The following is a 13,147-nucleotide window of genomic DNA, read 5'->3' on the forward strand; positions in this document are numbered from 1 at the left end:
TACACCACTTTTATGATTAAACCCCAAAGAAAATTTCAGGTTTTAATCTAAGCATTAAACAATATGCAGCCAAACTAGCTTGCTCTCTTGTGTAGTTTCTATTGCCTTGTATGTGAATGCATTCTTGTAAAAAGGTTCCATCTTTATACATAGCTCCTATGTAGATGGTGCCTGCTTTGGTGTTTTTATCATTTTCTTCTCCAGCCACTCCACTAAGTGCTAAAGCAAAATCACAATTTGTAGTTTTAAAAATCCCTTTTAGCATAAAATAAATACAACGATCAGAGTATTCTCCAACACTTTCTAAGGTATCATTACTTACCCCAAGCCAAGAATTTTTCAAACGATTAGAATAAGTGATCAAAGAACCCTCAAATACACTAGAAATTCCTGAATTTTCAGCAAACTTTGAAGCACAAAGTCCAGCCGTGCAACTTTCCGCAAAGGAAATTTTTAAGTTTTTTTCCAAAAGTTTTTTAGCTATAAATTTAATAGGATCATTTCCTAAAAATACTTTGCCTGTAAAAAGTTTAAAAACTCCTTTTAAAAAGCCTTCTAGTTTTCCATACTGACTAGCGCTTGCCCTAATGCAAATGAGATTATCTAACAATGCACTTGAGCTAGTTTGAATTTCAAAAGAAGTAGTAAGTGTACTAAGTAAGATATTTGCACTCGTTTCATCTATATCTAAAAGACAAAAATACGCATAGTCAAGCTCAGGATTTTGTAAGATTAAAGGCAATTTTTGCTCTATATTTATGTTTAATAAATTAATATGACATTGTTCAAAAGAACTTAAAAAGGAATTTTTTTCACGCAAAGCTTTTGAAGGCACTAAAGTATCATTTTCTAATATTAAAACATCATCATTTAAGGTTGCTATGATTTTAGCTATGGTTGTATAGTATTCGCTAATGCTAAAAATGGTTATATAATCATATTCTTTAGAAAATTTTTCAAGTAAAAAAGGAAGTTCTTTGTCAGGTTTGTTTATAAATTTTAGCTCATGAAGTTCTAAAAACTGCTTTTTGTATTCTTCTTGTATATAATGCATATAATTTTCATTGATAATAATTTCACTACCTATAATGATGATAAGATGTTTCATGGTTTTCCTTTTTTTCTTGCGATTATAACAAAAAAATAAGTGCAAATTAAAAGTATTTTAAGTAGAATTTACTATTTTTAAATTTTTCAAGGTGGATTATATGGATTATAAAGATACGCTATTGCTTCCAAATACGACTTTTGCAATGCGTGCAAATTTAGCAGAGCTTGAGCCTAAGCGTTTTAGTAAGTGGTTTGAAAACAACTATGCTTATGAGAAAATGAAACAAAAAAGACAAGGGGTAAGTGAGAGTTTTACTTTACATGATGGCCCTCCTTATGCTAATGGACATTTGCATATTGGCCATGCTTTAAATAAAATTTTAAAAGATATCATCATCAAAATGCATTATTTTCAAGGTAAAAAAGTGCGTTTTACTCCGGGTTGGGATTGTCATGGTTTGCCGATAGAGCAGCAAGTAGAAGTTAAGCTTAAAGATAAAAAGCAAAGTTTAAGCAAAAAAGAAATTCGTGAGTTTTGTAGAGAGCATGCGAGAGAATTTGTAAATATCCAAAGAGATGAATTTAAGTCTTTGGGTGTGATTGCTGATTGGGATGAGCCATACTTGACTATGAAAAATGCTTTTGAAGCCGATATTTACAAAGCTTTATGTAAAATTGCTAAAAAAGGACTTTTGCTAGAAAGAAGTAAGCCTGTTTTTTGGAGCTGGGCTGCTAAGAGTGCGTTAGCAGAAGCTGAAGTAGAGTATGAAGATAAAGAAGATTATTCTATTTTTGTAGCATTTGAGCTTGATAAAACTTCCCTTGAAAAATTAGGAGTTGAAAAAGCAAAGGCAGTGATTTGGACTACCACACCTTGGACTTTACCGGCAAATCAAGCTATATCTTTAAATCCAAATGAAAAATATGTTATTACTGAAGAAGGTTATATTTTTGCTAAAGCTTTACTTGAAAATATGATCAATAAAAACTTCACTCAAGGAAAAATTCAAAAAGAACTTTTGGGTTCTGAATTTGAAAATTTAAGTGCTATTAATCCACTCAATCAAAGAAAATCCACTCTTATTTTAGGCGATCATGTTTTAATGGAAGGTGGCACAGGGCTTGTGCATACTGCACCAGGACATGGTGAGGATGATTATTATGTGTGCTTAAAATATGGCATTGAAGTGATTATGCCAGTAGATGATGGTGGGTGTTATGATGAAACGCTAAGAGCTAAAGGACTTTTACCAGAGCATTTGCTAAATGAGTTTATAGGACTTCATATTTTTAAAGCAAATGAGCGTATTTTAGAATTACTTGGCGAAGCTTTGCTTGAAAGTTCTAAATTTACACATTCTTATCCATTTTGCTGGAGAACACATAAACCGGTTATTTATAGAGCTACAAAACAATGGTTTATCTTAATGGATGAGAAAAAGTTAGATGGAAAATCTTTAAGAGAGCTAGCGCTAGAGCAGTTAAATAATGTGAAATTTTACCCAGAAAGTGGAGTAAAAAGACTTAGTTCTATGATAGAAAATCGTCCTGATTGGTGCATATCAAGACAAAGAGATTGGGGTGTGCCTATAGCGTTTTTTAGAGATAAAAACACCAAAGAAGTGATTTTTGATGATGATGTTTTAGATCATTTGGTGGGAATTTTTGAAGCAAATGGAGCTGATGCGTGGTGGGATTTAGAAATAAAAGATTTATTACCGCCAAATAGCAAATATGATCCAAATAATTTAGAAAAAGTTTATGATATTTTAGATGTTTGGTTTGATAGTGGTAGTACTTGGGAAGCAGTGTTAAACTCAGCTAGATACGACGCAGGAGAATATCAAGCTTCAATGTATCTTGAAGGAAGTGACCAGCACCGTGGGTGGTTTCAAAGCTCGCTTTTAATCTCCACTGCGATTAATCACAAAACCCCATATAAAAACATACTTACTCATGGCTTTACCGTAGATGAAAAGGGTCAAAAAATGAGTAAATCTAAGGGTAATGTGATCTTACCTCAAAATGTAGCTAAAAATTATGGGGTAGAAATTTTAAGACTTTGGATAATGCTTAGTGATTATTCAACGGACTTAAAAATTTCAGACAATATATTAAAACAAGTAAGCGAGCAGTATAGAAAGATAAGAAATACTATAAGATTTTTACTTGCAAATACTAATGATATGGAATTTTTAGAAACAAAAAATTTCACACTTTTAGATAAGTGGATTTTAATGCGTGCAAAAGTTGCTTTTGAAGCATGTGAAGCTGCTTTTGAAAAATATGAATTCGCAAAAGGCTTTAGTGTGCTTTTAAATTTCTTAAGTGCGGATTTAAGTGGAATTTATTTAGATGTGTGCAAAGATAGATTATATTGTAATGCAAAAGATGATACAAAAAGAGTAAGTGCGCAAAGTGCTATGGTGCTAATAGCTAGAAAACTTTTTGCGCTTTTAGCTCCAAGTTTAACTTATACCATAGATGAAGCATTAGAGCATGCAAATGTGGCTATTAAAGAAAATGCTAAAGATGTGTTTGATTTGGTGTTGAAAAATGGGTTTGATTATGAGTATAAAATCGAAGATGAATTATTTATAAAATCAAGAGAAAAATTCTTTGAGCTTGTTGATGTATTAAAAAAAGATAAAATCATCAAATCAACTTTAGAGTTAAGTTTGCAAACAAGCGCAAATGAGCTTTTGAGTGAAGATATTGAAGAAGTAGCTGATTGGTTTATGGTAAGCTCGGTAGAAAGCTTAGATGAAAAAGAAGCTTTGAGTGAGTTTAAAATAGATGATCATAGTTTTAAAATCGTGCGTTCTTCGTTACACAAGTGTCCAAGATGTTGGAAATTTTTAGCAAAAGAAGAAGAATGCTTATGTCCAAGATGTAATAGCGTGGAAAAAGCAAAAAATGTTTGAGCAAGCTTTACCTTTTAGCGTGGTAGTGATTACTTTATTAGGCTTTTTATTTATCACGCTTTTTTTGTTTTATTTGGTTAAAAAATTTAAGGATAAATAATGGTAACTTTAAAAGAAGCTTTGAAATTTTCAAATGAAGAATTAGAAAATCTAAAAAAAGAATTAAATGAAAAAGCACATCAGCAAAAGCATTTGGGTGCTTATGTAGAGCAGTTTTTAAATAAAGACTTAAGCACTTCAGGTGCAGGTGTGCCAGTAGCTATAAAAGATAATATTAGTGTAAAGGATTGGGAATTAACTTGTGGTTCTAAAATTTTACAAGGCTATGTGGCTCCTTATGATGCAAGTGCTATTGTGAATTTACGTAAAAATAATTTTGCTCCATTTGGAAGATGCAATATGGATGAGTTTGCTATGGGAAGTACGAGTGCGACTTCTTTTTATGGTAAGACTTTAAACCCACTTGATAATACTAAAGTCCCAGGTGGAAGTAGTGGAGGGAGTGCCGCTGCGGTTGCCGCAGGGATAGCTTTGGCAAGTTTGGGTTCGGATACAGGTGGTTCGGTAAGACAGCCTGCTGCATTTTGTGGTTGTGTTGGGTTTAAGCCAAGTTATGGAAGAGTTAGTAGGTATGGTTTAGCAGCGTATTCTTCAAGCCTTGATCAAATCGGAGTTTTAACGCAAAATGTTGAAGATGCTGCAATTTTATATGATGCTACTGCAGGCTATGATGAAAAAGATAGCACAAGCGCAAACATAGCTTTTGAACCAACCGCGCCAAAACTAAATGCAAATAAAAAGCTAAAAATAGCTGTGATTAAAAACTATGTAGAGCAAACTAATGATGATGTAAAACAAGCCTTATTAAAAACCATAGATATGTTAAAAGCAAATGGCCATGAGATTGTTTATAAAGACTTAATGGATTCTACATTTGATGTTGCGGCTTATTATATCATAGCAGCGGCTGAAGCAAGTGCAAATTTAAGCCGTTATGATGGTGTAAGATATGGCAGAAGAAGCGAAAAATGTGACAATCTTAGCCAAATGTATGTAAATAGCAGAAGTGAGGGCTTTGGAGAGGAAGTAAAAAGAAGAATTTTACTAGGAACTTTTGTTTTAAGTAGTGGGTATTATGATGCATACTATATCAAAGCACAAAAAGCTAGAAGATTTATCAAGCAAAAATATGAAGAAATTTTAAATGATTGTGATTTGATTTTTATGCCAGTTGCTCCAAGTGTTGCTTTTGGCTTTAATGATATTAAAACTCCGGTGCAAATGTATTTAGAAGATGTATTTACTATTTCAGTGAATTTAGCAGGACTTGGTGGTATTAGTGTGCCTGTAGGAAAAAATGAAAATGGACTTAATATCTCTGCTCAGCTTATATGTAAAGCTTATGATGAGCAAACTTTGTTAGATGGTGCTTTAAGCTTGGAAGAAATTATCAAAAACAAATAAAGGAAAAATTATGAAAATCATCAAACGCGCTTTGACTTTTGAAGATGTTTTGCTAGTTCCTCAATATTCTGAGGTTTTACCTAAAGAAGTAGATATCAAAACAAAACTTACAAAAAATATTACCTTAAATATGCCTTTAATTTCAGCTGCTATGGATACGGTTACTGAGCATAGAGCAGCTATTATGATGGCAAGACTCGGTGGTATAGGGGTGATCCATAAAAATATGGATATAGCTTCACAAGTTAGAGAGATAAAAAGAGTTAAAAAAAGCGAAAGTGGCGTGATTATGGATCCTATTTACATAGGGCCTAAAGCAAGCGTTAAGGAAGCGCTAGAACTCATGGCTGAATATAGAATTTCAGGAGTTCCTGTGGTAGATGAAAATAAAACCCTAATAGGAATTTTAACTAATCGTGATTTGAGATTTGAAACTAATTTTGATAATTTAGTAGAAAATGTAATGACAAAAATGCCTTTAATCACTGCTAAAAAAGGTTCTACTTTAGATGATGCAGAAAGGATTTTTTCCACTAATAAGGTAGAAAAACTTCCGATCGTAGATGAAAATAATCGTTTAGAAGGTTTGATTACTATAAAAGATTTAAAAAAACGTAAAGAATATCCAAATTCAAATAAAGATGCCTATGGAAGATTAAGAGTAGCTGCAGCCGTGGGTGTAGGTCAGCTTGATCGCGTAAAGGCTTTAGTGGAAGCTGAAGTTGATGTTATAGTAATGGATAGTGCACATGGACATTCTAAAGGTATTATTGATACATTAAAAGCAATTAAGGCTGAGTTTAATGTGGATGTGATAGTAGGAAATGTTGCAAGTGCTAAAGCGGTTAAAGATTTATGTGAAGCAGGCGCGGACGCTGTTAAGATAGGTATAGGGCCTGGAAGTATTTGTACTACACGCATTGTTTCAGGTGTGGGTGTGCCTCAAATTTCAGCTATAGATGAATGTGCGATAGAAGCAAGTAAATACGGTGTGCCAGTAATCGCTGATGGGGGTATAAAATACTCAGGTGATATTGCAAAAGCTATTGCAGCAGGTGCAAGTAGTGTGATGATAGGTTCACTTTTAGCAGGAACAGATGAGAGTCCAGGTGAGTTATTTACTTATCAAGGAAGACAGTATAAAAGCTATCGTGGTATGGGAAGCTTAGGTGCTATGCAAAAAGGAAGTTCAGATAGATACTTCCAAGAAGGTACAGCTCAAGATAAACTTGTGCCTGAGGGAATTGAAGGTAGGGTACCTTATGTAGGAAGTATAAAAAGTGTAGTTCATCAGCTCTTAGGTGGACTTAGATCTTCTATGGGTTATGTAGGTGCAGTGGATATCAAAGCTTTCCAAGAAAGAGCTGAATTTGTAGAAATTACCGCAGCAGGATTAAAAGAAAGCCATGTACATGATGTAACTATCACTGCTGAAGCACCAAATTACAAGGTAAGTAATTAATGGAATTTGAAGATCATATCAAACAAGCTGAGCTTTCTTTGGAAAAACTTAATGATAAAGATTTAGACCTTAAAACTTGTGTGGAAATTTATAAAGAAGGTTTAAAAAGTATCAAGCAAGCAAGAACTATGCTTGAAAATGCTAAATTAGAAATCGAGCAAGTAGATGAGTAGTATTGTAGCTTTGCAATTTCCAACTTTAGCTTTGAGTGAATCAAGACTTGATTATTATCTAAAAGCTGCTAAAGAAAGTGGTGCGAATTTGGTGGTTTTAGGCGAGTATGTTTTAAATAGCTTTTTTAGTGAGCTTAAGAGCATGCCAAAAAGTATGATTAAAGAACAAAGCCAAAGTAAAAAAGCAAGCTTGATAAAACTTTCTAAAAAGTATGAATTAAACATCATTGCACCGTTCATAAGTGTAGAAAATGATGGCTTAAAAAAACTATGCTTAAAAGTAAGCCCACAAAATGTAAAAGCGTATGAGCAACAAATTTTAATGCCTTATGCACACTGGAATGAAGAAAAATTTTTTAATAATAAAAAAACTGATAAACTTAAACTTTTTACTTTCACGCATGAGGGTTTAAAATGCGCTTTGCTTTTTGGCTTTGAGGCACATTTTGATATCTTTTGGCAAATGATTATGAAAAAAAAGATAGACTTAGTCATCATTCCTACAGCTAGTACTTTTGAAAGCAATCAAAGATGGCTAGAGCTTTTAAAAACAAGAGCCTTTTTAAACTCAACAAGCATTTTAAGGGTTAATCGCATAGGTAGCCCAAAGCAAGAAAATGATTGGAAATTCTATGGAGATAGCTTGTTTATCAATGCTTTTGGAGAGGTGCAAGAGCAACTTGGCGATCAAGAAGAAATGCTTGTAGTAGAAGTTAGCAAAGCAAATGAAGCTAGAAATTTATGGGGCTTTGATAAACTTATAAAAAATTACGAAGAATAAAATTTATTTTAGTTTTTTCAAAAGTAAAAACAATGAGTAGATTTTATCTCTAAGGGCTTTTTATATTTTATTTTTAGTAAATAAATGATAAAATTTTGCCTTAAATTTTCAAAAAATTTGAGGCAAGAATGCAAAAAATTCATTTTATAGGTATAGGTGGTATTGGAATTTCGGCTTTGGCGAGATTTTTAAAAGAACAAGGCTTTAAGATTAGTGGTTCTGATATCAAAGACAGTAAAATCACAAAAGAATTAGAAAAAGAAGGCATAAATATAAAAATTCCTCATCATAAAGACAATGTTAAAGATGTGGATTTAGTGGTGTATTCAGCTGCTATTAAAGAAGATAATGAAGAATTAACTAGCGCAAAAAAGCAAAACATCACAACGCTTTCAAGAAAAGAAGCCTTGCCTATGATTTTAAAAGACAAAAGAGTTTTTGCAGTTGCGGGAGCTCATGGTAAAAGCACAACTTCAAGCATTTTAGCAAGCTTGATAGAAGCTTCTGTGATTATTGGTGCAGTGTTAAAAGAAAGCGGCACTAATATGCTTTATAAAGAAAGTGAAAATCTCATCTTTGAAGCTGATGAGAGCGATAGTTCTTTTTTAAACTCAAATCCTTATTTAGCTATAGTGACTAATGTTGAAGCAGAACATTTAGATCATTATGGAAATGATCTTGCAAGATTACATAAAGCTTATGAGGACTTTTTGCATTTATCTAAAATTCAAGTGATTAATGCTGAAGATGAGTTTTTATCAAGTTTAAATTTAAATAACGCTAAAAAACTTTACCCAAGTAAAGATATCACAAACATTTATATGAAAGTGGAAGATTTTAAACCTAGAACGTATTTTACGCTTAAAGATTTAGGCGAATTTAGTGTTTTTGGTATGGGAGAGCATGTGGCGATGGATGCTGCTTTGGCTATTTTGGCTGCGAGTGAATTTATAAACATAGAAGAGTTAAAAACTAAGCTTTTAAAATATCAAGGGATTAAAAAAAGATTTGATATTTTGTTTGCAAATGAAAACATGGCTTTGATTGATGATTATGGACATCATCCAACAGAAATCAAAACCACACTTAAAGCAGCAAATGAGTATGCAAGGCTAGCTGGATATGAAAAAATCATAGCTATTTTTGAGCCTCATCGTTATACGCGTTTAAGTGCAAATATAGAGTATTTTAGTGAAGTTTTAGCAAATGTTGATGAGCTTTATATTTTACCTGTGTATGCAGCAGGGGAAACTAAAATAGAGATTAATATGCAAAAATACTTTCCAAAGGCTAAATTTATAAAAGAAATCAAAAGAGAAGAAAATGCTATTTATCTTGATGATGAGTTGATTGAAAATGGTTTGGTAATAGGCTTTGGTGCGGGAGATATCAGCACAAAGCTCAGGGGAAAGTATGTTTAAGATTTTTTTATATATCTTAGCTTTTTTTGCGATTTTACTTTTTTTCATTTTTTTGCGTAAAAAAATAGGTAAGATTAGTAATTATCTTTTGATTTTAGTGTTGATTTTAATGATTGCTTTTGCGATTAAATTTGAGTTAAGTGCTACAAGAAGTGGTATTTTAAAAAAAGAAACACTCAATGCGTTTTTACAAGGACAAAGTCTAATTTGTAAAGATATTAATGTCACCAAAGAGTATTTTAACTTTGAGCATGGAACGCAAAGTTTTATTTCAAATGGTAAAAATAAACAATTTAAAGCCTATGTTTTTGATATAAAAGATTGCAAGGTAGATAAATAATGCAAGAGCAATTTTTTAAAAAGCTAGATTTAGATGGCTATATAGAAGACTTTAGGGGACTTTTTGCAAGAGATAAAGAAATTTTTTTACAAGGTGATAGCAAGCTTCATTATAAAAGGATTAACGAGCTTTCGCTGATTGATTTTAATCCTCCACCTATGATAGAAGAGCTAAATGGTGCTTTAACTCATCTTAGCAAGCAAGGAATTTTACATTTAAGCCAAAGCTTTGAATTTATTAAAATTTGTATGTATTTTAGTTACTTAAAGGATTTAAAATTTGAAGAAAGTTTAAAAGAATGGCTTTTAAAAATAGAAATTCCACAGGCTATTTTAGAGCTTTTTGAATATTTTGATGAAAAGGGCGAGATTAAAGAAAGTGTTGATGAAAGACTTGTTAATCTAAATTTAGCTTTAAAAATGAAAAAAGAAAGCTTGGTAGCTGAGTTTAAAAAACTCACCTATACTAAAAATCTTAGTGCTTATTTAATCGATACGCAAATCCATCTTATCAATGGTATGGAGGCCTTGCTTTTACGCGGTGGGTTTAATCATGTCTTAAAAGCAAAAATCATAGGTAGAAGTAGTGGTGGTGGATTTTATGTGGTGCCTTTGAGTGTAGAAAAAATCCAAAGTCAAATTGATGAAATCAAAGATGCTAAAGAAGAAATTTTTTATGAGTATGCTAAAAAAATCAGTTTGGTTTTTTATAAAAATTTGATGTTTTTAAAATTTATCAATAATGCTTTTGATTTATTTGATCATTATAGTGCTAGAGTTTTGATGGCTAAAAAACATGATTATGAGTTTGTTTTAGCTGATAGTTCTAATAATTTAAGCTTATATAACTTCGCACATCCGGCTTTAAAAAATGCAAAAAGTGTTAATATAGAGTTTAATAAAAAAGTTTTAATCATCACAGGTGTAAATGCAGGTGGTAAATCTATGCTTTTAAAAGGAATTTTAAGCGCAGCTTTACTTGCAAAGCATTTGCTTCCTATGAAAATTAACGCACAAAAAAGCCAAATAGGCAATTTCAAAGAATTTGATGCGATTTTAGAAGATCCACAAAATGTAAAAAACGATATTTCTACTTTTGCAGGAAGAATGTTGCATTTTTCTAAGCTTTTGGGTAAGAAAAATGTTTTATTAGGGATTGATGAGATAGAGCTTGGGACAGATTTTGAGGAAGCTGCGTGTTTATATACTGAGCTTATTTCTAAGCTTTTAGAACAAGATAATAAAATCATCATCACAACCCACCACAAACGCCTTGCTATGCTTTTGGCCAAAAATTCACAAGTAGAACTCATCGCTGCTTTGTATGATGAGGAATTATCGCGCCCAAAATATGAGTTTTTAAAAGGTACTATAGGTAAATCTTATGCATTTGAAACAGCTTTAAGATATGGCATAAGTGCAAATTTAGTGCAAAATGCTAAAAAGCTTTATGGAGAAGATAAAGAAAATTTAGAAGAAATGGTAAGTAAAAACATCAATCTTGAACTTTCTTTACGCAAAAAAAATGAAGAACTTGAGAAAAAAGAAGCTAAGGTAGATGAAATTTTGCTTTCACTCAAAGATCAAAAAGAAAAAAATGAGCAAGAATTTAAAAAACTTGTTTCTAATTTAGAATTTAAATACTACAAAGCCATAGAAGAAGCTAAAAAAACGATAAATCTAAAAGATATCAAAGAAAAACAAAGAAGTTTAAACAAAGCCAATGAGCTTAAAAAAAGCATTGTATTACCAAGTATGGAACAAAATGAAGAGCTTAGAGTAGGGGATTTTGTTAAATATGAAAAAATCAAAGGCAAAATCACAGCTATTTCAAAAAATGATGCGATGATTCAAAGTGATGGTTTGAGTTTGCGTGTACCATTAAAGCTTCTTAAAAAAAGCAATCAAACCCCTACACAAAAGGTAAAATCAAGTGTTAATGTAACCCGCCCAAGTGCTTTAAATATGACTTTAGATTTACACGGCTTAAGAAGTGATGAGGCGCTTGAAAGATTAGATAAATTTATTTCTGATGCTTTGATAGTGGGTTTTGATGAGGTGATAGTTTATCATGGTATAGGCACAGGAAAATTAGCTTTTGCGGTAAAAGAGTTTTTAAAAGCTCACAAAAGCGTAAAAAGCTTTAATGATGCTCCGATTAATCAAGGTGGTTTTGGCGCTAAGGTGGTTAAGCTTTAAGTAACATTATAGTAAAACCTTTAAAACAATAATGAGGTTTATTAAATGAAACAAGTGATGATTTTAAGTGGAGCAGGTTTATCTGCTCCAAGTGGTATAAAAACTTTTAGAGCTAGCGGTGGACTTTGGGAAGAGCATGATGTGATGGAAGTTTGCTCTGCAACTGGCTTTAGAAAAAATCCTAAAAAAGTTTTGGAATTTTATAATAAAAGAAGAAAAGAGCTAGCTAGTGTTAAGCCAAATCACGCACATAAAATCATCGCTTTATTAAAACAAAAATTTCCAAAACAAATTAGCATTTTAACGCAAAATGTAGATGATTTATTAGAGCGAGCAGGTTGTGAGGAAGTGGTGCATTTGCACGGTTTTTTACCTGAACTTAGGTGTTTAGAGTGTGAAAATATTTTTAACATAGGCTATGAAAGTAGTGATGGTAAAATTTGTCCTAAATGTCAAAGCAAAAGTGTAAGGCACAATATAGTGATGTTTGAAGAAATGGCGCCAAATTATAAAATTTTATATGAAAAATTACAAAATTGTGATTTATTTGTATGTATAGGCACAAGTGGGCAGGTTTTACCCGTGGGAGAGTATGCAAGAGTATGTAAGCAAAGTATATTAAATAATCTTGATGAGGATAAATATTTAGAAAGTAATTTCACAAAAGTTTATATAGAAGATGTTTGCACGGCTATTGATAAAATCAAAATCGATATAGAAAATTTCTTGGAAGCAGAATGCTAGAAGTAATCTTACAAGGTATAGTTTTAGGTATGGGCGTGTCTGTGCCTTTTGGGCCTGTGAATATTTTGATCTTAAATACTGCTTTATCTTCTTTTAAAAATGCTTTTTGTGTTGGGCTTGGCGCTTTAAGTGCTGATATACTTTTTTTGATTTTGATTAATCTTGGGCTTTTAAGCTTTGCAAATAATGAATTTTTTTATAAAATACTAGCTGTTTTTGGCTTTTTCTTTTTGAGTTTTATGGTATTTTTAATGCTAAGAAAAACAAAAAAAGTCGATCTTAACAAGGTAAATAAAACACATCCTTTAAAAGGTTTTAGTAAAGGATTTTTCTTAAATGTTACAAATCCTTATGTTATAGGCTTTTGGGTGAGTGTAGCAGGGCTTAGCATGCAGAGTAAAAACTCTTTTGCCTTGCTTTTTGGTTTGGTGGGTTTTATTGTGTTTTGGATTTTTACTTTATCGTTTTTTGTGTCTAAATTTAAAACCCTTGTAAAAAACAAACATATATTTTATATCAATCTTTTTTCAGCATTTATTTTAGAGTATTTTGCTCTTTCTATGCTGTATAAAGCTTTTATAGGATAAAAC

At 31.9% G+C, this 13,147-nt stretch carries 11 protein-coding genes; 10 read left to right on the top strand and 1 reads right to left on the bottom strand.

Going from position 1 to position 13,147, the window contains the following annotated elements:
• Window positions 1–16: 16 nt before the first annotated feature.
• Entirely contained in the window at window positions 17–1,108 is a 1,092-nt protein-coding gene (locus L8V79_RS06875) for a CinA family protein (protein WP_263703037.1), read from the bottom strand.
• A 100-nt stretch (window positions 1,109–1,208) separates the two neighbouring features.
• On the opposite strand from L8V79_RS06875, the gene ileS reads away from it, so the two are divergent.
• The 10 genes from ileS to L8V79_RS06925 all read left to right on the top strand — a co-directional run bounded on the left by ileS (window position 1,209) and on the right by L8V79_RS06925 (window position 13,144).
• Window positions 1,209–3,974 carry an isoleucine--tRNA ligase gene (ileS, locus tag L8V79_RS06880; RefSeq protein ID WP_263703038.1) on the top strand — a complete coding sequence of 922 codons (2,766 nt, stop codon included), beginning with the start codon at window positions 1,209–1,211 and terminating at the stop codon, window positions 3,972–3,974.
• Between the two features lie 99 nt (window positions 3,975–4,073).
• Complete coding sequence (gene gatA / locus L8V79_RS06885) at window positions 4,074–5,438, top strand: Asp-tRNA(Asn)/Glu-tRNA(Gln) amidotransferase subunit GatA (protein ID WP_263703039.1); 1,365 nt, start codon at window positions 4,074–4,076, stop codon at window positions 5,436–5,438.
• Between the two features lie 10 nt (window positions 5,439–5,448).
• Entirely contained in the window at window positions 5,449–6,900 is a 1,452-nt protein-coding gene (guaB, locus tag L8V79_RS06890) for an IMP dehydrogenase (protein ID WP_263703040.1), read from the top strand.
• Window positions 6,900–7,073 (top strand): exodeoxyribonuclease VII small subunit, encoded by a 174-nt coding sequence (gene xseB, locus L8V79_RS06895; RefSeq protein ID WP_039628709.1) that lies wholly within the window; start codon window positions 6,900–6,902, stop codon window positions 7,071–7,073. The genes guaB and xseB overlap by 1 nt, the downstream gene beginning before the upstream one ends.
• Window positions 7,066–7,854: a carbon-nitrogen hydrolase family protein gene (locus L8V79_RS06900; RefSeq protein ID WP_263703042.1), complete on the top strand. Its 789-nt coding sequence runs from the start codon at window positions 7,066–7,068 to the stop codon at window positions 7,852–7,854. Before xseB ends, L8V79_RS06900 begins: the two co-directional genes overlap by 8 nt.
• A 128-nt stretch (window positions 7,855–7,982) precedes the next feature.
• Window positions 7,983–9,275: a UDP-N-acetylmuramate--L-alanine ligase gene (gene murC, locus L8V79_RS06905; RefSeq protein ID WP_263703044.1), complete on the top strand. Its 1,293-nt coding sequence runs from the start codon at window positions 7,983–7,985 to the stop codon at window positions 9,273–9,275.
• Window positions 9,268–9,615 (top strand): hypothetical protein, encoded by a 348-nt coding sequence (locus tag L8V79_RS06910; protein ID WP_263703046.1) that lies wholly within the window; start codon window positions 9,268–9,270, stop codon window positions 9,613–9,615. The genes murC and L8V79_RS06910 overlap by 8 nt, the downstream gene beginning before the upstream one ends.
• On the top strand, window positions 9,615–11,813 hold the full coding sequence (locus L8V79_RS06915; RefSeq protein ID WP_263703048.1) for an endonuclease MutS2: 2,199 nt from the start codon (window positions 9,615–9,617) through the stop codon (window positions 11,811–11,813). The genes L8V79_RS06910 and L8V79_RS06915 overlap by 1 nt, the downstream gene beginning before the upstream one ends.
• Before the next feature lie 45 nt (window positions 11,814–11,858).
• Window positions 11,859–12,557: an SIR2 family NAD-dependent protein deacylase gene (locus tag L8V79_RS06920; protein ID WP_263703049.1), complete on the top strand. Its 699-nt coding sequence runs from the start codon at window positions 11,859–11,861 to the stop codon at window positions 12,555–12,557.
• Window positions 12,551–13,144, top strand: coding sequence for a LysE family translocator (locus tag L8V79_RS06925; RefSeq protein WP_263703050.1), 594 nt, complete (start codon window positions 12,551–12,553; stop codon window positions 13,142–13,144). Before L8V79_RS06920 ends, L8V79_RS06925 begins: the two co-directional genes overlap by 7 nt.
• The last annotated feature ends 3 nt before the right edge of the window (window positions 13,145–13,147 follow it).

The sequence above is a fragment of the Campylobacter sp. IFREMER_LSEM_CL2194 genome (assembly GCF_025771685.1).
In the GTDB taxonomy this organism is placed as follows: domain Bacteria; phylum Campylobacterota; class Campylobacteria; order Campylobacterales; family Campylobacteraceae; genus Campylobacter_D.